The sequence below is a fragment of the Ruegeria sp. ABM4_193 genome (genome assembly GCF_056158705.1).
Map to the genome: position 1 here is coordinate 2,447,020 of NZ_JBSWTT010000001.1, position 22,585 is coordinate 2,469,604.

Here is a 22,585-nt window from a genome sequence, read left to right on the forward strand (position 1 = left end):
CCTTAGAACGGAACGTCATCTTTGTTGGTCAGAAAACGTGACACCACCTTTTTGGTGCCCGCCTTGTCAAAGTCGACCTCAACCTTGTCGCCCTCGATACCGATGACCGCGCCATAGCCGAACTTCTGGTGAAACACGCGCTCACCCAGCGTGAAACTGGCCAAGGCGGTGGCGTCGATCACCGTGTCGCGACTTTCGCGGGGTTGCGACATGCCATATTGCCCCTGCCGCGCCTGCATCCGTTTCCAGCCCGGTGAGTTATAGACATTGGCTTCGGCTGCGCGCGTTTCGATTCCCGCTGTCTGGTGCCCGCCGCCATAGAGGCCGGGAGGAGTCAGAACCTCGACATGGTCTTCCGGCAATTCATCGATGAAACGCGAAGGCATAGAGTTCTGCCACTGCCCAAAAACCCGCCGATTGGCGGCGAATGAAATAGTACAAACCTCTTCCGCGCGGGTGATGCCGACATAGGCCAGACGCCGCTCTTCCTCGAGCCCCTTGAGACCCGTCTCATCCATTGAGCGTTGCGAAGGGAACAACCCGTCCTCCCACCCTGGCAGGAAGACAACCGGGAATTCGAGCCCCTTGGCAGCGTGTAGGGTCATGATCGACACCTTTGCCCCGTCGCTGTCTTGTTCGTTGTCCATCACAAGGCTGACATGCTCAAGAAAACCTTGCAGGTTTTCGAAATTGTCCAGTTGGTTGACCAGTTCCTTAAGGTTTTCCAAACGCCCCGGCGCTTCGGGAGTCTTGTCGTTCTGCCAATGGGCCGTATAGCCGGATTCGTCGAGGATGATCTGGGCCAATTCGATATGAGTGTGCTCGGGCGCACCGAACCGCAGGGGCGATCCGTCATCGATCACCGAGTCGTCGTCCACCTCGATCCTCGGGCCGCGCGTCATCGCGTTCCACCGCGCCAGCCCATCAATCAACTCGCGCAGGGCTTTGCCACCCTTCCCCTTGATCAGCCCATGGTCGACGGCGATCCGTGCACCATCGACCAGAGAAACGCCGTTTTCGCGTGCGGTCATCTGAATGGTCTGCTGCGCCTTGTCGCCAAGGCCGCGTTTTGGCGTGTTCACAATACGCTCAAAGGCCAGATCGTCTTCGGGGCTGATCACCAGTCGGAAATAGGCCATGGCATCGCGAATCTCCATCCGTTCATAGAATCGCGGGCCGCCGATCACTTTGTAAGGCAGACCGATTGTCAGGAAGCGGTCTTCGAACGCGCGCATCTGGTGCGAGGCGCGGACAAGGATGGCGATTTCATCCAGATTCACCGGACGGATACCGCGTGTACCGCCTTGCATCGCGTCGATTTCCTCGCCGATCCAGCGGGCCTCTTCCTCGCCATCCCAATGGCCGATCAGGTTGACCTTGTGACCGTCCTCGGCATCGGTCCAGAGCTCTTTGCCCAGCCGGTTTTCGTTCCCTCGAATGACGTTCGATGCTGCCGCCAGAATATGCGGGGTCGAGCGGTAGTTCTGCTCCAGCCGCACCACATAAGCGCCCGGGAAATCCTTTTCGAACCGTAAAATGTTGCCCACTTCGGCACCGCGCCAGCCGTAAATCGACTGATCGTCGTCCCCCACACAACATATATTCTTGTGTCCTCCGGCCAGCAGACGCAGCCAAAGGTATTGGGCAATGTTGGTGTCCTGATACTCGTCCACCAGAATGTAGCGGAACCAGCGCTGGTATTGCTCCAAAACGTCCGGATGGGTTTGGAAGATCGTGACCATATGCAGCAGCAGATCGCCAAAATCCACCGCATTCAATTCGCGCAGGCGCGTCTGGTACTGTGCATAAAGCTCAATACCCTTGTTGTTGTACGCCCCAGCATCGGCAGAAGGCACCTTGTCCGGTGTCAACGCACGGTTTTTCCAATCGTCGATGATACTGGCCAGCAAGCGCGCAGGCCAACGCTTGTCATCGATGTTCGCCGCCTGAGTAAGCTGTTTCAGCAGTCGCTTTTGATCATCGCTGTCCAGGATCGTGAAATTCGATTTCAGATCGACCAATTCCGCGTGACGGCGCAACAGCTTGACACAGATCGAGTGGAACGTGCCCAGCCACGGCATCCCTTCGGCAGGCTGGCCCAGCAGGCGACCGACACGCTCTTTCATCTCACGCGCGGCCTTGTTTGTGAATGTCACAGAGAGAATCTCGTTCGGACGGGCCCGTGCCGTATTGAGCAAGTGCGCGATCCGGGCCGTCAGAGCCTTGGTTTTGCCCGTCCCTGCCCCAGCCAACATCAGAACCGGGCCCTCCAGATGTTCGACCGCCTCCCGTTGCGCTGGGTTCAGTTCATCCAGATAGGGTGACGGGCGCGCGGCCATAGCCCGCGCCGACAGCGATGCGCCCTCGAAGGCGTCCATTTCGTCAAAACTGCTCATGGGCCCAAACTACGCCGGATAAGCCCGAAGGGAAAGAGTTTGTTCACGGCTTGTTCACAGGCTTTTTGCCTCTGTTCGCATAAATCTTAAACATTTGCTTTGGTGTTTTCCGGGCTGAGTTAAGGCACTGTCAAACCCCTCCGCACATCCTGCCCCCACCAATGCGCGGGAGTGTGGACATGGACGGGGCTGGGACAGCAGGCATCAGCACAAGGCTAAAGACCTTCATTATAACGACAATGCTGCTTGCGCTTACCGCGCTGGTAAGTTGAGGACTCTATGCCATCCTTGGCCCTGTCGTGGATCAAATGCTGGAATCCGATTTACGTCATCGTGTCGTCTAAATGGGGCGCCAAGTCGAAAGCCAGTTGTACGACCCACGGGTGGCTCTTGAACGTGTCCGGCGACACATTGTTTTGCCATTCAATGACAGCTAAGCTATTGATTTTGGATCAACTGAGCAGCCTCGGTCGCAACGAAGTTGTCATAGATGAAACAAAGGCATTCTATCGCGTAGTCAGCGCATATCGGTCCGTCTTTCCACCCAAGCCCAGGAAGAGGTCAGAGAAATCCGCAACCAACTTGTTGGTAAGTTATCCAGGTTTGGTCAATCAAATGCTTCATCTGGAGCATCGTTTTTCGAAGGAGTTACCTTCGCCAGACTGGGCGAGCAAACGAACGACTGGCGAAAGACTAGACACAAATCACTTAAGAGTAGGCGGGACGAACCGCCTATGACTGCCACTTTGGCAGGATGAGTAACATTCAACTTAACATTTCACCAGTTTGGCCGACCCTCAGAGTTCCGCCTTTAACAACCTCAACATAGACACCCATGTCCGTATGACCCATCAACTTCCGAATTAGATAGGGTATCTTCAGGTCCCGCTCGGCCGTATCCGGGTTCACTTCAGTGGCCGCACACCTTTTGGTGCGTGAGAGTATCTTCAACTCGACGTCGCCAAATCTGAAAACTGATCCAACGGCATCCAACTCGGAAAACGAAGTTAAACCATCTATCTCTAAATTCGCCCGGAAGCGCGCCGGGTGGATTTCCGCGTTCAGTTTTTCACCCAACTTGCCCACAGACGCCAGGTTCAAAACGGATATCGCGTTCATCATTTTAGGTGATACGACAGACACATCTGTAAACCGATGAGGAGCAGACGAAACGAAATTTGGCGGTTCGGGATCTTTTAAGCCGATCTCTGAAGAAAGGAAATTTGACGCATTTCTCCGACCGTCTGCTGCTTGCATGTTAAAGCTATGAGTTTTGCCGCTCGCTTTGATCACAAGATCTTGGGTCTCAACATCAAAACTCGTCTTAAGACCTGCCAGTGCAGCCTCGTTCAACAAAACAACAAAGCGATCTTTCGGCAGTGGCTGAGGGTTCTGTGCGTTGAAACCGGAGTTGTAGCGCGCAAATCCGAACAGGCGATCACACGGGATCCCCTCCCCTGCTCGCAGCGTCACGGTTTGCATGGGTTCGGCACTCAAGCCTTTAATGGGATAGCGGTTCAATCTGACGATAGAGAGAGCATTCATATGTCTGTACCTGACCAAACGAGTTATACACGACCCCGTGCGGTACGCGCTGATTGAAGCTATCTCCAATTCTCGAAGGTATCGACCAAATAATCTTAAAGTGCTTCAGCAGAGACTTCGCTGTCCCTGTTGGCTGCACGACGATTGCGGTTGTGGGTTGCGCCACTTTTAGTCGATTAGGCCATTTACATCTCACTGCCTAAAATAGAATCGCATCAAAGATGCGCAAACTATTTCTTTTAAAATCATACATTAAGAAGAAAATCCAACGATCCCCTCTGCCAGTTTGAGGTACGAACCTCAAAAATTTCTGGACTTGAGGTGCGTACCTCAAATAGCCTTGGAGGTATGCCGCGATTCGCACATCCTCGATTGACGGCGCAAAAAGGGAGGAATGGATGACTTACACAAAACTGGCCTCGGCCAGCGCAATAGTCCTTGCCGCTACTACTCTTTCTACCACGGCAAATGCTGAAGATCTGACGCTATGTTGGGCTGCATGGGACCCGGCCAACGCGCTTGTCGAACTATCAAAAGAATTCGAAGCAGAATCCGGCCACACGATGAACTTCGAATTTGTTCCGTGGCCAAATTTTGCGGACCGTATGCTGAACGAGCTGAACTCTGGGGGTAAGCTCTGCGACCTACTGATCGGTGACAGCCAATGGATCGGCGGCGGCGCTGAGAATGGTCATTATGTCCAACTGAACGACTTCTTCGATGCTGAAGGCATCAGCATGGACGATTTCGCACCGGCCACTGTTTACGCTTACTCGACCTGGCCCAAAGGTACACCAAACTACTACGCGCTGCCTGCGATGGGCGATGCAAACGGCTGGTTCTATCGCAAGGACTGGTTTGAAAACCCCGAAATCCAAGCTGCATACAAGGAGGCGACTGGTCAGGACCTACGTGAACCTCAGTCTCAGAAAGAGTTGTTGCAGATCGCCCAGTTCTTTCAGGGTCGTGAAATCGACGGCAAGACTGTCTACGGTGCAGCAATCTTTACCGAGCGCGGCTCGGAGGGGATCACCATGGGTGTGACCGGAGCGCTGTATCCATGGGGTTTCAAGTACGAAAACACTCCAGGGTCATATGACATGGAAGGTGCTGTAAACTCACCGGAAGCTGTTGAAGCTCTGGAGTTCTACAAGGAATTCTACAAAACGGCGACACCTCCGGGATATACCAACTCTTACATGGGTGAGAGCCTGGATGCCTTTAAATCCGGTCAGGTCGCCATGGCGATGAACTGGTTTGCGTTCTTCCCAGGTCTCTATGCCGACCCCAACACCGGCGGTGACAAGATCGACTTCTTTGTAAACCCACCACAAAACCAGGCAGGTTCAACACTTGGCGGACAAGGCATTTCTGTTGTCAGCTACTCTGACAAACAGGACGCCGCCCTTGACTACATCAAGTGGTTCGCACAGCCAGAAGTGCAGGCCAAATGGTGGGAGCTAGGCGGCTACTCGGCGCATAACTCTGTGCTGGAAGATCCTGGTTTCGTGGACAGCCAACCGTTTGCCGGTGACTTCCTTGAAGCAATGGCTGGAGTTCAGGATTTCTGGCAAGAGCCTGCCTATGCGGAACTCCTGCTGGCCATGCAGAAACGCATCCACGACTACGTGGTCGCAGACCAAGGTACCGCTCAAGAAGCGCTTGATCTTCTGATCGAAGATTGGACGGAAGTCTTCGAAGACGAAGGTAAACTGTAGTCCGGACAAAGGCAGGAGCGGGTGCAATCCCGCTCCACCTTCACCCGTGAGTCCTAAACCAACAAGAACTGGCAAAGAGATGTCTGACAGGACTGTAGATCGCGTTGCGCAGGCAACGCCCGAGCGAGTTGCGCGAAAAATACGAGGTTTATCCGATCGCGCGATCGCCTGGATATTCATCTCCCCAACGATATTCCTATTGCTGGCGATCAACATCTTTCCGTTGATCTGGACCATCCAACTGAGCTTTACCAACTACAAGGCCAACCGGATCGGGCGCGAAGTCAAAGATGTCGGGCTCAGGAATTACGAGCGTATCCTGACAGACTCGGACACCTGGCTAAATATGCAGGCGACGGCGCACTTCCTGTTCTGGACGATCTTTTTCCAGGTCTTGATCGGGTTTACTCTGGCCTGGTTGATCAACAAGAAATTCAAGGGCAACGATCTTTGGACCACGATCATTGTGCTGCCGATGATGCTATCTCCTGCAGTCGTCGGGAACTTCTGGAAGTTTCTGTATCAACCTCAAATCGGCCTGTTTAACTACATCGTGTCCTGGTTTACCGGCAAGGACCCATCGAGCTTTGAAATGCTGGGATCCGTTACTTTGGCCCCTTGGGCGATCGTGATTGTCGACACCTGGATGTGGACCCCCTTCGTGATGCTAATTTGTCTGGCCGGGCTGCGTAGCATTCCCGATTACATCTATGAGGCGGCTGAGATCGACAGGGCCAGCAAGCTGCGGCAGTTCTTCACAATCACCATTCCGATGGTGCTACCGTTTCTGATGCTCGCGGTGCTGTTTCGAGGGATCGAGAACTTCAAGATGTTCGATCTGGTGGTTCAGCTAACCGGCGGGGGGCCGGGGTCTGTTACGGAACTCACTTCGATCAACCTGAAACGCGAAGCCTTTGAGAAATGGCGTACGGGCTATGCGTCAGCCTATGCGATCATCCTTTTCGTCACCGTGTTCGGCCTTGCGTCGATCTACGTCAAAGCCCTGAACAAGGTGAAACAGAGATGAGCAGTTTTTCCGTCACCGAACCTTCGAACCGGTCCAAGTGGATCGCAGGCTTTCTGGTCATCGGCTATGCGCTGATCACGATGATCCCGCTGGTGTGGATCTTGCTGACCGGTTTCAAATCGCCCGCCGACGCGATTAGCTATCCGCCCAAAGTAGTCTTTGACCCAACGCTTGAAGGCTACGTCAACCTCTTCACCACGCGCACGCGACAAACGCAGGAGTTTCTGGAAGCTAATCCCCCGCAGAACTGGGCCGATGAGATCGTGCGCCAATATGACATGGTGATCGTCGGGCCATCGAAGTTCGGTGAGCGCTTTATGAATTCGGTTATCATCGGATTTGGCTCGACGTTCTTGAGTATCTTCCTAGGCACGCTGGCCGCCTATGCGTTCAGCAGGTTCAAGGTCCCACTAAAGGACGACCTTCTATTTTTTATCCTGAGTACAAGGATGATGCCTCCGGTCGCTGTCGCCATCCCAATCTTCCTGATGTTCAGAAACCTTGGATTGAGCGATACGCATCTTGGAATGATCCTTCTCTATACAGGGGTCAATATCTCCCTGGCGGTTTGGCTGCTGAAGGGTTTCATCGACGAAATTCCAAGAGAGTATGAAGAAGCGGCCCTCATAGATGGCTACACGAGGTTTCAGGCGTTTTACAAAGTGGTGCTGCCGCAAGCCGCCACAGGCATAGCCTCAACTGCAATCTTCTGCTTGATCTTCGCCTGGAATGAATACGCGTTTGCCGTACTGCTAACATCCGCAAACGCGCAGACTGCACCGCCCTTCATCCCGACCATCATCGGTATTGGCGGCCTGGACTGGCCTGCAGTGGCGGCAGGTGCCACGATCTTCCTGATCCCTGTCATGATTTTCACCATCCTGATGCGCAAACATTTGCTGCGTGGGATCACATTCGGAGCCGTACGCAAATGAGCGAGTTTCTTACCGGATTACTACGGCTCCGCCGCGGCCCATGGGAGATGGTCGCCACCATCCTCATCGCTCTGGGTGTCTTCATGCTGATGCAACCCTTTGTCCTTTGGGCCTTCACCTACTCTTTCATCGTCACGCTGATTGGAACGGTCATGTTCATCGTCGTCAGCCATTTCCCGGAGTAGAAATGGCCCAGATCGTAGTCAAAAACGTAAAGAAGATGTTCGGCGATTTCACGGCTGTTCGCGAAAGCTCGTTCACGATTGAGGACGGTGAGTTTTTCATGTTGCTAGGGCCCTCCGGCTGCGGAAAAACGACGACGCTGCGAATGATCGCGGGGTTGGAGCTGCCAACGTCGGGTGAAATCTACCTGGACGGCGAAGAGATCAGTCAGCGACCGCCATCAGAGCGCGACATTGCCTTCGTGTTCCAGATGTTTGCGCTGTATCCGCATATGAACGTACGCAAGAATATAAGCTACCCCCTGATATCGCAGGGCATGCCGCGTGCTGCCGTCAAAGCCAAAGTAGAAGAAGTCGCGGGAATTCTGGGGATCAACGACATCCTCGATAGCGCCGTAGGTGGACTGTCAGGTGGCGACAGGCAGCGCGTGGCGCTGGGGCGCGCGATCGTTCGCGAACCCAAAGCGTTCATGATGGACGAACCGCTGGGTGCCTTGGATGCCGAGTTTCGGGAGCATATGGCCGAAGAATTGCGCGCGCTTCATGACCGTATGGGCGCAACCACTGTCTACGTCACGCACGATCAGTTGGAAGCCATGCAAATGGGTGACAAGATCGTAGTGATGAACAACGCTGTGATCGAGCAATTCGGCACACCTCAGGAAATCTACGACAAACCAGCCACAATGTTCGTTGCAGATTTTATCGGGTCTCCTTCGATGAACTTCCTGCCGTTTCAGGGAAAAGTCGCGCCTGGCTCGGAAATGGTTCGACTGAATGGCCATGACGAAGCCGTACCCAAACTGATGGAAGGGGCGGAAGGTGACTTGGTTTTCGGCGTTCGCCCCGAGCATGTTTTTCTATCGGATGCGAGCGCATACCGGGCCAAGGTCCTGGCCGCAGAATACTTGGGAACCACCCAGATCGTGACGCTGCAAAGCCCGAACGGAGAGCTGAAAGCCCGGATTGATGCACGCGACGTCGTAAATCCCGGCGAGACGGTGGGATTGGAGTTCCGCTCTCACGCGGTAACCCTATTTGAAAAATCAACCGGGCGCGCGTTGAGGTCCGCTTTGAACGACGAGGTGCTAAGCAATGGCTGAAGTCGTTTTGGAGAATATCTCGAAATCATTTGGCAATCTTAAAGCGGTGGATGATATCTCAATGACGATCCCCAACGGCGCCTTTGTGGTGTTGTTGGGTCCGACAGGTGCGGGAAAAACGACGACGCTGAGATTGATATCCGGGCTTGAGAAACTGGACTCTGGATCAGTACGCATTGCCGGGCGTGACGTCGGTATAGATACACCTGCCCAGCGCGATGTGGCGATGGTCTTCCAGCAATACTCGCTGTACCCGCATATGACGGTGCGCGAGAACCTGTCTTTCCCTTTGCGGTCGCCGATCCTGAAGACACCAGAGGATGAGATCACGAGGAAGGTTAACGAAGTCGCTGAGATCCTGCAAATTCCGCACAAGCTGGACAACAAAGCCACTGAACTGTCCGGCGGTGAAATGCAGCGCGTTTCAATCGGACGTGCTCTTGTGCGTGACCCACAGATTTTCCTGATGGATGAACCGCTCAGCTCTTTGGACGCCAAGCTTCGGGCGGATTTGCGGGTCGAGCTTAAAAGGATTCAGGCCGATCTGGGGTCGACCTTACTGTACGTGACGCATGATCAGGTCGAAGCCATGACAATGGCGACACATATCGGCGTTTTGGAGAACGGCAAGCTGGTTCAGTATGGCACCCCTCGCGACATCTATGAAAATCCCGGCAGTGTTTACGTAGCCAGCAGGTTGGGTCTGCCACGGATCAACATCCTACCGTCCGATTTGTTTGAGGGCGATCACAAAGGTCCGCAGATTGGCCTGCGCCCGGAAAACATCATCGAAGGCGAAGGCAGCGAGGCGCGCGTGATACGCGCCGAGCATCTGGGAGACCAAACACGGCTGCATCTGGATCTGAATGGTCACCCGGTGGTGACCCTGATCGATGTCCATCAGGACTACCCATCTGGAAAGATTATAAAAATCCGCCCCCACAACCCGTTGTATTTTGACGCGTCCGGCGCGCGCGTGACTTAAGGAGCAAAAGCATGGCCCAGTTCCTCAACACAAAAGAAACGCTGGTGACTGAAGCGATAGACGGTCTCCTCGCGTCATCAGGAGGGCGACTGACCCGATTGGATGGCTACCCGCATATCAAGGTTGTCTACCGGGCAGATTGGGACAAATCGAAAGTCGCCCTGGTTTCTGGCGGTGGGTCTGGTCACGAGCCCGCCCACGCGGGTTTCGTTGGTGCCGGTATGTTGACAGCCGCGGTCTGCGGCGAAGTTTTCGCCTCCCCCTCGGTCGAGGCGGTTTTGGCAGGTATTCTTGCGGTCACAGGTGAGGCAGGGTGCCTGCTTATCGTCAAGAATTACACTGGAGATCGATTAAATTTTGGACTGGCAGCGGAACGCGCCCGCGCATTGGGTCGCAAAGTAGAGATGGTCGTTGTTGATGATGACATCGCCCTGCCCGACCTTCCGCAACCACGTGGCGTGGCGGGTACGTTGTTCGTTCACAAAATAGCCGGAGCGCTTGCTGAAAGCGGTGCTGACCTAGATACCGTTGCCACTGCAGCAAGAAACACCATAGCAAAGGTTGTCAGCATCGGAATGAGCTTGGACACCTGTACCGTTCCCGGATCTCCAAAAGAAGACCGGATCGCACCCGGCAAAGCGGAACTCGGCTTGGGCATCCACGGCGAGCCCGGTGTACAGCAAGTCGAATTCTCAAATGCTGTTTCGGCCATGTCCACGGTAGTGGACAAGCTGAAGCAAAAGGTTGGGTCCGGGGATTGTGTGGCGTTGGTCAACAACCTGGGTTCTACAACTCCGCTGGAAATGGCTGTCCTCACACATGCCTTGTTCGAGACTGGTATTGCCCATCATATAATTGGTCCGGCACCAATGATGACATCGCTGGATATGCACGGGTTTTCGGTTTCCATTCTGCCTGTAGATCAGGACGATTTGTCAGCCCTTGAAGCACCCGTTGATCTGGCCGCTTGGCCCGGGGTGAATTCCATCGACCCGATCAAAGTTGCACCATTGCCTGATGGCCTGACCCCGATCGATCCAATCCCTTCGCACAATCCCACCACAAGGGAAACGATCACCCGGCTGTCTGAGCTGCTTATTAACGCAGAGAAGAGCCTGAACGAGCTGGACGCAAAATCCGGGGATGGCGATACAGGAAGCACATTGGCGACTGCCGCAAGAGCATTGCAAGGAAGTCTTGACCGCATGCCGCTTGCCGATTTGACACAACTGTTTCCGGCGTTGGGTAATGAGTTAAGCCAAACCATGGGTGGTTCTTCCGGCGTGATACTTGCAATTTTCTTCAACGCAGCCGGAGATGCCTGTGCGAGCGGGGCTTCGGTATCGAAGTCTCTGGTTGAAGGACTGAATCGCGTCAGCCAGGTTGGGGGCGCCAAGGTCGGTGACAGGACAATGATTGACGCCCTAGCACCGGCACTTACTGCACTGCCATCTGGTCTGAAACATGCGGCCCAAGCTGCCCGCGAAGGTGCGAACAACACCGCGAATATTCGTCGTGCGAAGGCAGGCCGTGCAGCTTATGTTCCCGAAGAAAATCTAGTTGGACATAACGATCCCGGCGCTGAGGCTGTTGCTATGTTGTTTGAAGGCTTAGCGCGGGAGATTGAGGGCTGAAGAACACGTGGAAGATCAAAAACAAAAACTAGAATTGGTGAAAAAGCCAACCGTCAACGACCTCGCGCGCGTCGCCGGTGTCAGTCTGGCGACTGTTGACCGGGTCTTGAACAGACGTCCCGGCGTGCGGGCTGTAACCGTACAGAAGGTGCAAAAGGCAATTGATGAGCTGGGGTATGTGCGTGACACCGCTGCGGCAAACCTTGCACGAAACCGAGTTTACAACTTCCTCTTTGTTCTGCCGGACACGGACAACGAGTTTGTGGAGGCAATCAGCAGTCAGATCGCAGAACAATCCCGCGACCAATTTATCGAGCGGACTCGTATTGCGATAAGGAAAGTCGCTCCGTTTGAGCCGCAAGATATTGTCAATATTTTGAATGCTGTCGACAGTTCAGAAGTTGATGGGGTTGCTGTTTTTGGGCCCGAAACGCCTTCTGTTCGTGATGCGGTAAAAAGGCTCAGGGACAAAGGCGTTCCTGTGGTTGCGTTGGTGTCTGACTTGCCCAGCTCTGAGCGAGACCATTTTGTAGGAATTGACAACGTTTCGGCAGGACGAACCGCCGCTCAATTGATGGGGAGGTTTGTCCATCGCGAAGGCAAGGTCTTGGTTCTTACAGGATCCCGTTTGGCGCGTGACCACCTCGAACGTCGCCAAGGCTTTGACCTAGTTGTAGCTGAGGAATTTCCACACCTCCAAGTCGTCGCATCTGTCGAGGGCCGCGATGACCCGGATCTGATTTACAAGATGATGCCCGAAATCTTTGAAACCTATCCGGATCTGGTCGGAATATACTCGTCAGCAGCGGGCAACGCAGGCCTGATTCAATTTCTTTCAGAGAACAAACTCAGCAAGGATCTGGTGATCATAGCTCATGAGCTTACGCCGCTCAGTCGTGAGGCGCTTAGGCTTGGTACATTTGATGCTTTAATCTCGCAAGACACTGGGCACATTGTTCGTTCTGCCGTCCGTCTTTTGCGGGCAACTTCGGATAAAGTGCCATTCAACAAAGCCCAGGAACGTATCCGTATCGACATCTATCTGAAGGAAAATTTACCGCCATAGAGGCTTAGGTTTTGGGGAGGAAGTTTTATGAAAACGATCAAAGGTCCAGCTTTGTTTCTTGCGCAATTTGCGGGGGACGAAGCGCCGTTCAATTCGTGGGACACGATCACCAAATGGGCGGCTGATTGCGGATACAAGGGTGTTCAAGTCCCCAGTTGGGATGGCCGGTTATTCGACCTCGAGCAGGCCGCGACCAGTACTGATTATTGCGATGATTTCAAAGGCAAAGCCAGAGAAAATGGTGTCGAAGTCACTGAACTGTCGACGCACCTTCAGGGCCAGCTTGTGGCCGTTCACCCTGCCTATGACAGTGCGTTTGATGGCTTCGCGGCCGAAAGCGTCAGAGGAAACCCAAAGGCCCGTCAAGAATGGGCAGTGGACCAGGTCAAAAAGGCGCTATCCGCTTCGAAAAATTTGGGCATTTCGGCACATGCGACATTCTCAGGCGCGCTGGCATGGCCCTATGTCTATCCTTGGCCGCAGCGCCCTGCGGGCTTGATTGAAACGGCATTTGATGAACTTGCGCGCCGTTGGGTGCCCATCCTGAATCACGCCGATGAATGCGGTGTCGATGTCTGCTACGAAATCCACCCCGGAGAAGACCTCCACGATGGTGTGACATACGAGATGTTTCTGGAACGGACGGGCAATCACCCACGGGCCTGCATGCTATACGACCCGTCGCACTACGTGCTGCAATGCCTCGACTATTTGGACAATATTGACATCTACAAAGATCGGATCCGGATGTTCCATGTCAAAGATGCCGAGTTCAACCCGACCGGGAGGCAGGGTGTTTACTCGGGATATCAAAGCTGGGTTGATCGGGCTGGGCGGTTCCGGTCGCTTGGTGATGGCCAAGTAGATTTCGGTGCCGTCTTCTCTAAAATGGCTGCGAATGACTTTGATGGGTGGGCTGTGGTCGAATGGGAATGCTGTCTCAAACACCCCGAGGATGGAGCGCGTGAAGGCGCTCAGTTTGTGTCAGATCACATCATCCGTGTGACCGAGAAAGCCTTTGATGATTTCGCCGACGGTGGTGCAGACGAAGCCGCCAATCGTAAAATGCTGGGGATTGAGTGATGGTCACAGGACGCAGTGAAGAAACCTCGGGTCGCATTCGCCTTGGCATGGTTGGCGGTGGAAACGACGCCTTCATAGGCGGTGTTCATCGCATAGCCGCGCGACTGGACGACAAGTTCGAACTGGTTGCCGGTGCCTTGTCCTCGACGCCAGAGAAATCTCTTGAAAGTGGTCAGGCATTGGGGCTCGAACGGGTCTATGAAGACTATAAACAAATGGCGATAAGGGAAGCCCGGCTGAAATCTGGGATCGAGGCGGTCTCAATCGTCACGCCAAATCACGTCCACTATGCCGCCGCGCGTGAGTTCCTGAAACGCGGTATTCACGTCATTTGTGACAAGCCACTCACCTCGACCCTTGCCGATGCAAAGAAGCTGGTCAAAGCAGCAGAAAGCGCGAATGCCCTATTCATATTGACCCACAATTACACGGGTTATCCGATGGTTCGGCAAGCGCGTGAAATGGTTGCCAACGGCGATATCGGCAAAATCCGCGTGGTTCAGGTTGAATACCCGCAGGACTGGCTGACCGAGCAGCAGGATTTCAAACAGGCGGAGTGGCGAACCGATCCCGAACGCTCGGGCGCGGGTGGATCAACCGGTGACATCGGAACCCATGCATACAACCTTGCCTGCTTTGTAACCGGGCTGACAGCCGAAAGCCTGGCGGCTGACTTGCAGGCCTTTGTGCCGGGGCGCAAAGTCGATGACAACGCGCACGTCTTGCTGCGCTTCGAAGGCGGAGCGCGCGGTATGCTGTGGTCTTCTCAGGTGGCCCCCGGCAATGAAAACGCGCTGCGCTTACGGGTCTACGGCGAAAAAGGTGGGCTAGAGTGGTCTCAGGAAGATCCCAACTCCCTTTGGTTCACGCCCTACAACGAGCCCAAGCGTCTGATCACGCGAAATGGCGCCGGGGCTGGTGAAGCTGCCAATCGGTTGAGCAGAGTCCCACCGGGCCATCCCGAGGGGTATCTTGAGGGTTTTGCTAATATCTATGGCGAGGCAGCCGAGGCGATCCAAGCTTTCCGAAATGGGATTTCACCTGACGCGTCGGTTGTTTATCCAACGGTCCACGATGGGCTTAATGGGGTAAAGTTTGTTTCCGCGTGCGTGCAAAGCTCTTTAAGGAATGCAGCTTGGGTTAGCTTAACTTAAAACCTGGCTTTGGGCATCAGGCAAACATCTTGGAAGGCAGCGTGGGTAGAGTCTGCTTGCTTTCAATCTTAGCGTCGAGCTTGTCCAGGTCGCCATTAGTCTTGCGCTCTGGCCCGCCTTGATGACGTGTCGGCGCGTGAACTCCAGTTAGTGGATGACAAACTCCGCCTGGAACGCGGGGGACGTTTGTTGGGCGAGTTAAACGAACAGCTGCAGTTCAGCCCTTCGCAGGATGAGTTGTTCGATATGGTGTAGCGCTTTCTGACCCACATTCTGCCCGAGGCCGAGGGCAGTGTTCATGTGTATTCCAATTCGCGGGATGAGCTGGATGGCTGCGCCAGTTGGAATGGTGGCACACATAAGGCGCATATTCACCCCGAAGGTGCTGGGGCCTGCGAAGGGGGCGAAGCTTGCTTCCACAAAAGCCGCAAATTGGCACAGCTTTGCACCGAACAGATCAACATGGCGATTGCCAATGTCCGCATGCGCGATCAACTGCATGACCAATCAGTGCGCGACCCGCCGACCGGCCTGTTCAATCGACGTCACATGACCGAAATGCTTCGGAAATCTATATGACGCAGTCAACAGACTGGTGCCGCGTTGGATCAGAATTGCGGTCGGGACGAGGTCGCGCATTACCGGAAACACGGAACCATGCCGCAGGACCTTATACGCGCAGCAGATAATGCGCTTTACGTCGCCAAGGACCAAGGGCCCAACCAGGTTCAAGTTGCTGGCGGGATGCAAAATCAACCCAAACGATCTGAAGCTGACAGTGACCCGAAAAATTCAGATGCGGCCTAACCCCTTGCCGAATCGCACGGCGCGTCGGATCAATCCGCATGGACTTGCACAGCACCTTTCCGGGCATCCCGGACCTGAAACGCCGCGCGCGCCGCCGTTTGCCGCATTTCGTGTGGGAATATGTCGAAAGCGGAACAGGTTCGGAAACGGCCCTGCTGCGCAACCGCAAAGCGCTGGATGACGTTCGCCTTGCTCCTTCCATCCTGCACGGAGAGTTGGAGTTTGATACGACAAAGACGATTCTGAACCGTATTTGTGCTTTGCCCTGCGGTATCGCGCCCATTGGAATGTCCGGGTTGGTCTGGCCGAATGCAGAGCGTTTGTTGGCGCAGGCCGCCGCGCAGGCGAAGATTCCCTATACCCTGTCGACCGTCGCAAGTCAGAGCCCCGAGGATCTGGCCCCGTATCTCGGACCAGATGCGTGGTTTCAACTGTACCCACCGAGGGATCCAGATATTCGCAAGGATATGCTGGACCGTGTACGTGACGCCGGTTTTCGTACGCTTGTCCTGACAGTAGACGTTCCCGTCGCATCGCGCAGGGAAAGGCAAACCCGCTCTGGCTTAAGACAGCCGCCAAAGCTGACACCGCGCTTACTTGCACAGATCGCGATGAGGCCTGCCTGGGCGATGGGAATGCTGCGCAGCGGCGCGCCGCACATGCGCAGTCTGGAAAAATACATTGAAAATCCGGGCAATCTGCCGCCGACGGCGCATATCGGATACTTGCTCAGGACCTCACCGGATTTGGATTATGTCTCGTGGCTGCGCGACCACTGGGATGGGCCTTTGGTGATAAAGGGCATCCTTCGGCCCGAAGATACACACAGTCTGGAACAGGTTGGGGTGGACGCGCTTTGGGTCTCGAATCACGGGGGTCGTCAGTTTGATGCAGCGCCCGCCAGCATAGAGGTTCTTCCAGCCATCAGAACCGCCACCCATCTTCCACTGATCTTTGACAGTGGCATCGAAGGCGGGCTGGACGTTCTGCGCGCGCTATCTCTTGGAGCGGACTTTGTCATGCTGGGGCGCGCTTTTTTGTATGGGTTAGCTGCACTTGGCGCACGTGGCCCTGCCCATGTCATCGACATTCTACGACAGGATCTGCACGCGAATATGGGGCAGATGGGACTGGCAAATTTGTCTCAAATCGAGAGATAACGCTAAACATTTGATGCTGCAGCGCGGCATGACTATAAGGCTGCAGCGGCCAAAGGGCGTTTGCGAGCGGTAACATGCCGGTTCTACCCAGAAGAACGGATATACCTGCGCGTATTGTTTGCCCAATAAGACGCCCAAACACAAAAGACCGGGACCTACTATGACAGACTTCAACAAGATCCTGATCGCCAACCGCGGCGAGATTGCCATCCGCGTTATGCGCGCAGCGAACGAGATGGGCAAACGCACCGTCGCCGTCTACGCAGCGGAAGATAAGCTGGGCTTGCACCGCTTCAAGGCGGATGAGGCTTATCAGATCGGCGAGGGCATGGGTCCGGTCGCAGCCTATTTGTCGATCGACGAGATCATCCGCGTGGCCAAGCAATGCGGCGCTGACGCGATCCACCCAGGTTACGGCCTGCTGTCAGAAAACCCCGACTTCGTGGATGCCTGTGTTCAGAACGGTATCACCTTCATTGGCCCCAAAGCGGAAACCATGCGCGCCTTGGGCGACAAAGCCAGCGCAAGGCGTGTCGCTATTGCGGCAGATGTTCCTGTCATTCCAGCAACCGAGGTTCTGGGCGATGACATGGACGCCATCCGCAAGGAAGCCGCCGAGATCGGTTATCCGCTGATGCTCAAGGCCAGCTGGGGCGGCGGCGGTCGGGGTATGCGCCCGATCCAGTCGGAAGACGAGCTGGAAGAAAAGGTGCTGGAAGGCCGTCGCGAGGCAGAAGCCGCCTTTGGCAATGGTGAGGGCTATCTGGAAAAGATGATCACCCGCGCCCGCCATGTCGAAGTTCAGATTCTGGGCGACAAGCATGGTGAGATCTATCACCTCTATGAACGCGACTGCTCGGTCCAGCGTCGGAACCAGAAAGTGGTTGAACGCGCCCCTGCCCCATACCTGTCCGAAGAACAGCGTGCTGAAATCTGCGAGTTGGGCCGCAAAATCTGCGCTCATGTGAATTATGAATGCGCGGGCACGGTCGAGTTCCTGATGGATATGGAAACCGGCAAGTTCTACTTCATCGAAGTGAACCCGCGCGTGCAAGTGGAGCACACTGTCACCGAGGAAGTCACCGGTATCGACATCGTACAGGCACAGATTCTGATTGCCGAGGGCAAAACTCTGGCCGAAGCCACCGGTGCTGCCAGCCAGGCGGACGTACATCTGAACGGGCACGCGCTGCAGACCCGGATTACGACCGAGGATCCGCAGAACAACTTTATTCCCGACTACGGCCGGATCACCGCCTATCGCTCGGCCACTGGCATGGGCATCCGTTTGGATGGTGGCACGGCATATGCGGGTGGTGTGATCACTCGGTACTACAATTCACTACTGACCAAAGTGACGGCCTGGGCCCCAACACCGGACAAGGCGATCCACCGGATGGACCGCGCCCTGCGCGAATTCCGTATTCGCGGTGTCAGCACAAATATCGACTTTGTCATCAACCTGCTGAAACACCCGACCTTCCTGTCGAATGAATACACCACCAAATTCATCGACACGACGCCGGACCTATTTGCGTTCAAACGCCGCCGCGACAGGGGTACCAAGGTTCTGACCTATATCGCGGACATTACGGTGAACGGGCACCCCGAGACCAAGGATCGCCCCGAGCCGCGCGCAGACCTGAAAGAGGCCAAGCCCCCAGCACAGAAGGCCGAGCCGCAAATGGGCACCCGCAACCTGCTGGAACAGAAAGGCCCGCAGGCCGTTGCCGACTGGATGAAGGCGCAGCGTCAACTGCTGATCACGGACACCACCATGCGCGACGGGCACCAGTCTCTGCTGGCAACCCGGATGCGCTCAATCGACATGATCAAAGTGGCTCCGACCTATGCGGCGAACCTGCCACAGCTTTTCTCGGTCGAATGCTGGGGCGGAGCGACCTTCGATGTCGCCTATCGCTTCTTGCAGGAATGCCCGTGGCAGCGTCTGCGCGACCTGCGCGAGGCGATGCCGAACCTGATGACCCAGATGTTGCTACGTGGGGCAAATGGGGTCGGCTACACCAACTACCCCGACAACGTGGTGCAGGAGTTCGTGCGCCAGGCGTCGCAGAACATCGACGTGTTCCGTGTATTTGACTCTCTGAACTGGGTTGAAAACATGCGCGTGGCGATGGATGCGGTCGTCGAAAACGGCAAGATCTGCGAGGGCACCGTCTGTTATACCGGTGATATTCTGGACCCGGACCGCGCCAAATATGACCTGAAGTACTATGTCGGAATGGCGAAAGAGTTGCGCGATGCAGGCGCGCATATCCTTGGCCTAAAAGATATGGCGGGTCTGTTGAAACCGGCCTCGGCCAAAATCCTGATCCGCGCGCTGAAAGAAGAGGTCGGTCTGCCGATCCACTTCCACACGCACGACACGGCGGGTATCGCCAGCGCGACCATTCTGGCCGCGTCCGAAGCGGGTGTAGATGCCGTGGACTGCGCGATGGACAGCTTCTCGGGCAACACCTCGCAGGCAACCCTGGGCACTGTTGTTGAGGCCCTGCGCCACACCGACCGTGACACCGGCTTGGACATCAAGGCGATTCGTGAGATCAGCGATTATTTCGAAGCGGTTCGCGGTCAGTATGCGGCGTTTGAATCCAGCCTGCAGGCCCCGGCGTCCGAAGTGTATCTGCACGAGATGCCCGGTGGTCAGTTCACCAACCTCAAAGCGCAGGCGCGCAGCTTGGGTTTGGAAGAGCGTTGGCACGAGGTCGCCCAGATGTATGCCGACGTGAACCAAATGTTCGGTGACATCGTGAAAGTGACACCGTCTTCCAAGGTCGTCGGCGACATGGCGCTGATGATGGTCAGCCAGGGCCTGACGCGCGACGATGTGGAAAGCCCGTCGACTGACGTGGCCTTCCCCGACTCGGTCGTGGACATGATGCGTGGTAATCTGGGTCAACCTCCGGGCGGGTTCCCCGACACGATCATCAAGAAGGTTCTGAAGGATGAAGCCCCCAATACCCAGCGCCCCGGCAAGGACGTGCCTGCGGTCGATCTGGAAGCCACGCGTGCCGAACTGTCCAAGCAATTGGAAGGCAAAGACGTCGATGACGAAGATCTGAACGGTTACCTGATGTATCCCAAGGTGTTCCTGGACTATATGGGCCGCCACCGGATCTATGGCCCGGTCCGTACTCTGCCCACGCGCACCTTCTTCTACGGCATGGAGCCGGGCGAGGAAATCACGGCCGAGATTGACCCGGGCAAAACGCTGGAAATCCGCTGTCAGGCGATTGGCGAAACCGATGAAAACGGCGAGGTCCGCGTGTTCTTTGAACTAAACGGCCAACCGCGCGTGATCCGGGTTCCGAACCGGATGGTTGCATCAAGCACACAAGCCCGGCCCAAAGCCGAAGTCGGCAACCCCAACCATGTCGGAGCCCCGATGCCTGGTGTTGTGGCCACCGTCGCCGTGACTGCCGGTCAACAGGTCAAGGAAGGCGACATGCTGCTGACCATCGAAGCGATGAAGATGGAAACCGGCATTCATGCCGAGCGTGATGCAACGGTCAAGGCCGTTCACGTCCAGCCCGGCGGCCAGATTGACGCTAAGGACCTGCTGGTCGAACTGGAATAACCGGTTTAGCATTCTAAGGTTACAAGGGTCGTGCGGGGAACCGGGCGGCCTTTTTCATTGACGGAAAGGAGACACACCTTGCTTTCAATCACTCCGATCTATGCGGCCCTGATCGCAGTTCTTTATGTGACGCTCAGTGTCAAAGTGATTCTGCAGCGTCGCTGTGACAAAATCTCGGTCGGGGATGGCGGCAGCAAAATGATGGTTAAGGCGATAAGGACGCATTCCAATTGCGCCGAATACGCGCCTATCGGCCTTTTGCTGATTGCGATGGTTGAGTTGCAGGGCGCGGGTGGCTGGCTTGTGCATCTGCTGGGCCTGACGTTGCTGGCTGGACGTCTGTTGCACGCTTACGGGTTTGGCAGAACCCCGCAAATCATCATCCTGCGACAGATCGGGATGGGGCTGACTTTCACTTCGATATTGATCGCTGCCATTGCGAATCTGGTTTTGGCGCTCTGACCATCTGCGGGATCAACTTGCCAAAACTCGCGTATCGACCGCCGGAGCTTGAATCAGAACCGGCTCGATCTCTGCCACCCTGTTTTCGTCCCGCGTGCAGATCACCGTTGTCAGCACGATCAAAACCGCCAACACCGCCATTTTCAGGTCTGTTGTATTCGCCATTTCCTTAACTTAGCCCCTCTTGTTTTGTGATGCTCTGAAAATAGAACGCGCCAGAGGCGCATTTCCGTCGAAAGATTTTTCCTCTTTTTTGTGTTTTTCCGCTTGCAGCCCCGCGTGGGAATTTATACATCCCTCCTCACTCAACGGCGCGGGCGTAGCTCAGGGGTAGAGCATAACCTTGCCAAGGTTAGGGTCGGGCGTTCGAATCGCCTCGCCCGCTCCATTGAGAGGTCTTCGGACCACATATGTATCTGATGCGGGCGTAGCTCAGGGGTAGAGCATAACCTTGCCAAGGTTAGGGTCGGGCGTTCGAATCGCCTCGCCCGCTCCAGATACCAAACTTTCTCAATATGCTGGTTCTTTACGCCACGTTGCGCCATTCTGGTTGCATTACGCAACGCAGGATTACCCTATGTCTGATTATACCATTCGCCCGCTCACTGCCGCCGAAGTCCAGCACGCTGTGGATTGGGCCGGGCGCGAGGGATGGAACCCCGGCGTACATGACGCCGAGTGCTTTCGACCAACAGACCCGGACGGGTTTCTGGGTGGGTTCCTGGAAGGAGAGATGATTTCGTCGGTCTCGGCGGTAAATTACGACACCGATTTCGCGTTTCTGGGCTTTTACATCGTTAAACCCGAATTCCGGCACCATGGTCACGGGCTTGAGATCGCGCAACATGCGCTTGCTCATTGCGGCGGTCGTAACATGGGTCTGGATGGGGTTGTCGAGCAACAGGACAATTATCGCAAATCCGGCTTTACCTTTGCTTATAACAACTACCGATTTGCCGGAACTAAAACGCGGATGCTGGCGAAGCTGGGTACATCTTCGAATGATTGCATAGCGGATATGAGCAGCGCGTCAGATGAATTGAAAGCCTATGACCGCGACATGTTTCCCGCTGCACGCGATTTGTTCCTTGAAAGCTGGCTCAGCGCTTACAATCACGTATCAAAGGTCTATTCCGACAACGGCAGAATCCGAGGCTACGCAACGCTGCGCCCTTGCCTCACCGGGTACAAGGTTGGCCCGCTGTTTGCGGACAATGCCGACATTGCAAGGGCTCTGTTGGCCGCTCTGCTGACGGCAATTCCCGAAGACCACAACGAGCATGAGGTTTTTGTGGACATGCCACAGCCCAACACATCAGCCTTCGCTTTGGCCGACGCGCTTGGGCTGGACAAAGTGTTTGAAACCGCACGAATGTATTCCAGCCATCAGCCGGATATCGATCTGGACCGAATCTTTGGCGTGACGACGTTCGAGCTGGGCTAGAACGCCTTGAATGTCATGGTGGTCAGCGAGCGTTCGATGTTGGGAATAACCAGCAGGTGTTCGTTGATAAAATGGCCCACATCCTCGGTTTCGGGGATGTAGAGCTTGAGCAGAAGGTCATATTCGCCGCTGGTGGAATACAACTCGGAATGAATTTCGCGCAGGGCGATTTCCTCGGCCACCTTGTAAGTGGTGCCGGGTTTGCAGCGGATCTGGATGAAAACGCAGGTGGACATGGTGTGACCCCATCGGTTCGTGTTGCTTGCAAGCTGACACGGTGCACAGC

Annotated in this window: 19 protein-coding genes and 2 tRNA genes; 17 read left to right on the forward strand and 4 right to left on the reverse strand. The window is 55.3% G+C overall.

Annotated elements, in window-relative coordinates; translation table 11 throughout:
- Nucleotides 1-2: 2 nt before the first annotated feature.
- Nucleotides 3-2,396, reverse strand: coding sequence for an ATP-dependent helicase (locus ACXADZ_RS12195; RefSeq protein WP_475196682.1), 2,394 nt, complete (start codon nt 2,394-2,396; stop codon nt 3-5).
- Between the two features lie 765 nt (nt 2,397-3,161).
- Nucleotides 3,162-3,941: an MOSC domain-containing protein gene (locus ACXADZ_RS12200; RefSeq protein WP_475196685.1), complete on the reverse strand. Its 780-nt coding sequence runs from the start codon at nt 3,939-3,941 to the stop codon at nt 3,162-3,164.
- Nucleotides 3,942-4,339: 398 nt separating this feature from the next.
- Here ACXADZ_RS12200 and ACXADZ_RS12205 point away from each other — a divergent pair, with 398 nt between their 5' ends.
- From ACXADZ_RS12205 to ACXADZ_RS12270, 14 genes are all read left to right on the forward strand, one after another.
- Nucleotides 4,340-5,659 carry an ABC transporter substrate-binding protein gene (locus ACXADZ_RS12205; protein WP_475196687.1) on the forward strand — a complete coding sequence of 440 codons (1,320 nt, stop codon included), beginning with the start codon at nt 4,340-4,342 and terminating at the stop codon, nt 5,657-5,659.
- Between the two features lie 79 nt (nt 5,660-5,738).
- The gene (locus ACXADZ_RS12210; protein ID WP_170332156.1) at nt 5,739-6,686 is read left to right on the forward strand and encodes a carbohydrate ABC transporter permease; all 948 of its coding nucleotides are present in this window, start codon (nt 5,739-5,741) and stop codon (nt 6,684-6,686) included.
- Nucleotides 6,683-7,621: a carbohydrate ABC transporter permease gene (locus ACXADZ_RS12215; protein ID WP_171092356.1), complete on the forward strand. Its 939-nt coding sequence runs from the start codon at nt 6,683-6,685 to the stop codon at nt 7,619-7,621. Before ACXADZ_RS12210 ends, ACXADZ_RS12215 begins: the two co-directional genes overlap by 4 nt.
- Nucleotides 7,618-7,806: a hypothetical protein gene (locus tag ACXADZ_RS12220; RefSeq protein WP_475196690.1), complete on the forward strand. Its 189-nt coding sequence runs from the start codon at nt 7,618-7,620 to the stop codon at nt 7,804-7,806. Before ACXADZ_RS12215 ends, ACXADZ_RS12220 begins: the two co-directional genes overlap by 4 nt.
- 2 nt (nt 7,807-7,808) lie before the next feature.
- A complete protein-coding gene (locus tag ACXADZ_RS12225) occupies nt 7,809-8,906 on the forward strand; it encodes an ABC transporter ATP-binding protein (RefSeq protein WP_475196692.1) in 1,098 nt (365 codons plus the stop codon).
- A complete protein-coding gene (locus ACXADZ_RS12230) occupies nt 8,899-9,891 on the forward strand; it encodes an ABC transporter ATP-binding protein (protein WP_475196695.1) in 993 nt (330 codons plus the stop codon). Before ACXADZ_RS12225 ends, ACXADZ_RS12230 begins: the two co-directional genes overlap by 8 nt.
- Before the next feature lie 11 nt (nt 9,892-9,902).
- Nucleotides 9,903-11,525 (forward strand): dihydroxyacetone kinase subunit DhaK, encoded by a 1,623-nt coding sequence (locus tag ACXADZ_RS12235; RefSeq protein ID WP_475196697.1) that lies wholly within the window; start codon nt 9,903-9,905, stop codon nt 11,523-11,525.
- Between the two features lie 7 nt (nt 11,526-11,532).
- A complete protein-coding gene (locus ACXADZ_RS12240) occupies nt 11,533-12,591 on the forward strand; it encodes a LacI family DNA-binding transcriptional regulator (protein WP_171092364.1) in 1,059 nt (352 codons plus the stop codon).
- 27 nt (nt 12,592-12,618) lie between these two features.
- Nucleotides 12,619-13,674: a sugar phosphate isomerase/epimerase family protein gene (locus tag ACXADZ_RS12245; protein WP_171186551.1), complete on the forward strand. Its 1,056-nt coding sequence runs from the start codon at nt 12,619-12,621 to the stop codon at nt 13,672-13,674.
- Nucleotides 13,674-14,828 carry a Gfo/Idh/MocA family protein gene (locus ACXADZ_RS12250; protein ID WP_475196699.1) on the forward strand — a complete coding sequence of 385 codons (1,155 nt, stop codon included), beginning with the start codon at nt 13,674-13,676 and terminating at the stop codon, nt 14,826-14,828. Before ACXADZ_RS12245 ends, ACXADZ_RS12250 begins: the two co-directional genes overlap by 1 nt.
- A gap of 300 nt (nt 14,829-15,128) precedes the next feature.
- On the forward strand, nt 15,129-15,407 hold the full coding sequence (locus ACXADZ_RS12255; protein WP_475196701.1) for a hypothetical protein: 279 nt from the start codon (nt 15,129-15,131) through the stop codon (nt 15,405-15,407).
- 266 nt (nt 15,408-15,673) lie between these two features.
- Entirely contained in the window at nt 15,674-16,795 is a 1,122-nt protein-coding gene (locus tag ACXADZ_RS12260) for an alpha-hydroxy acid oxidase (protein ID WP_475196703.1), read from the forward strand.
- Nucleotides 16,796-16,955: 160 nt separating this feature from the next.
- Complete coding sequence (locus tag ACXADZ_RS12265; RefSeq protein ID WP_475196705.1) at nt 16,956-20,393, forward strand: pyruvate carboxylase; 3,438 nt, start codon at nt 16,956-16,958, stop codon at nt 20,391-20,393.
- Nucleotides 20,394-20,471: 78 nt separating this feature from the next.
- Nucleotides 20,472-20,855 (forward strand): MAPEG family protein, encoded by a 384-nt coding sequence (locus ACXADZ_RS12270; protein ID WP_475196707.1) that lies wholly within the window; start codon nt 20,472-20,474, stop codon nt 20,853-20,855.
- A 12-nt stretch (nt 20,856-20,867) separates the two neighbouring features.
- Here the strand turns inward: ACXADZ_RS12270 and ACXADZ_RS12275 are convergent, their stop codons facing one another.
- A complete protein-coding gene (locus ACXADZ_RS12275) occupies nt 20,868-21,020 on the reverse strand; it encodes a hypothetical protein (RefSeq protein ID WP_475196709.1) in 153 nt (50 codons plus the stop codon).
- Between the two features lie 148 nt (nt 21,021-21,168).
- Here ACXADZ_RS12275 and ACXADZ_RS12280 point away from each other — a divergent pair.
- From ACXADZ_RS12280 to ACXADZ_RS12290, 3 genes are all read left to right on the forward strand, one after another.
- Nucleotides 21,169-21,243 (forward strand) — tRNA-Gly (locus ACXADZ_RS12280).
- A 33-nt stretch (nt 21,244-21,276) separates the two neighbouring features.
- Nucleotides 21,277-21,351 (forward strand) — tRNA-Gly (locus tag ACXADZ_RS12285).
- Between the two features lie 81 nt (nt 21,352-21,432).
- Nucleotides 21,433-22,299, forward strand: coding sequence for a GNAT family N-acetyltransferase (locus ACXADZ_RS12290; protein ID WP_475196711.1), 867 nt, complete (start codon nt 21,433-21,435; stop codon nt 22,297-22,299).
- Here ACXADZ_RS12290 and ACXADZ_RS12295 read toward each other — a convergent pair.
- On the reverse strand, nt 22,296-22,535 hold the full coding sequence (locus ACXADZ_RS12295; RefSeq protein ID WP_050602861.1) for an Lrp/AsnC family transcriptional regulator: 240 nt from the start codon (nt 22,533-22,535) through the stop codon (nt 22,296-22,298). The two genes, ACXADZ_RS12290 and ACXADZ_RS12295, sit on opposite strands and share 4 nt — an antisense overlap.
- Nucleotides 22,536-22,585 lie beyond the last annotated feature (50 nt).

Excerpts from the sequence above, each read along its gene's own strand:
- ACXADZ_RS12200 (WP_475196685.1), bottom strand. The coding sequence starts at position 3,941 with ATGAATGCTCTCTCTATCGTCAGATTGAACCGCTATCCCATTAAAGGC.
- ACXADZ_RS12215 (WP_171092356.1), top strand. The coding sequence starts at position 6,683 with ATGAGCAGTTTTTCCGTCACCGAACCTTCGAACCGGTCCAAGTGGATC.
- ACXADZ_RS12210 (WP_170332156.1), top strand. The coding sequence starts at position 5,739 with ATGTCTGACAGGACTGTAGATCGCGTTGCGCAGGCAACGCCCGAGCGA.
- ACXADZ_RS12265 (WP_475196705.1), top strand. The coding sequence starts at position 16,956 with ATGACAGACTTCAACAAGATCCTGATCGCCAACCGCGGCGAGATTGCC.
- ACXADZ_RS12205 (WP_475196687.1), top strand. The coding sequence starts at position 4,340 with ATGACTTACACAAAACTGGCCTCGGCCAGCGCAATAGTCCTTGCCGCT.
- ACXADZ_RS12290 (WP_475196711.1), top strand. The coding sequence starts at position 21,433 with ATGTCTGATTATACCATTCGCCCGCTCACTGCCGCCGAAGTCCAGCAC.
- ACXADZ_RS12235 (WP_475196697.1), top strand. The coding sequence starts at position 9,903 with ATGGCCCAGTTCCTCAACACAAAAGAAACGCTGGTGACTGAAGCGATA.
- ACXADZ_RS12220 (WP_475196690.1), top strand. The coding sequence starts at position 7,618 with ATGAGCGAGTTTCTTACCGGATTACTACGGCTCCGCCGCGGCCCATGG.
- ACXADZ_RS12230 (WP_475196695.1), top strand. The coding sequence starts at position 8,899 with ATGGCTGAAGTCGTTTTGGAGAATATCTCGAAATCATTTGGCAATCTT.
- ACXADZ_RS12275 (WP_475196709.1), bottom strand. The coding sequence starts at position 21,020 with ATGGCGAATACAACAGACCTGAAAATGGCGGTGTTGGCGGTTTTGATC.
- ACXADZ_RS12245 (WP_171186551.1), top strand. The coding sequence starts at position 12,619 with ATGAAAACGATCAAAGGTCCAGCTTTGTTTCTTGCGCAATTTGCGGGG.
- ACXADZ_RS12295 (WP_050602861.1), bottom strand. The coding sequence starts at position 22,535 with ATGTCCACCTGCGTTTTCATCCAGATCCGCTGCAAACCCGGCACCACT.
- ACXADZ_RS12225 (WP_475196692.1), top strand. The coding sequence starts at position 7,809 with ATGGCCCAGATCGTAGTCAAAAACGTAAAGAAGATGTTCGGCGATTTC.
- ACXADZ_RS12195 (WP_475196682.1), bottom strand. The coding sequence starts at position 2,396 with ATGAGCAGTTTTGACGAAATGGACGCCTTCGAGGGCGCATCGCTGTCG.
- ACXADZ_RS12260 (WP_475196703.1), top strand. The coding sequence starts at position 15,674 with ATGGACTTGCACAGCACCTTTCCGGGCATCCCGGACCTGAAACGCCGC.
- ACXADZ_RS12250 (WP_475196699.1), top strand. The coding sequence starts at position 13,674 with ATGGTCACAGGACGCAGTGAAGAAACCTCGGGTCGCATTCGCCTTGGC.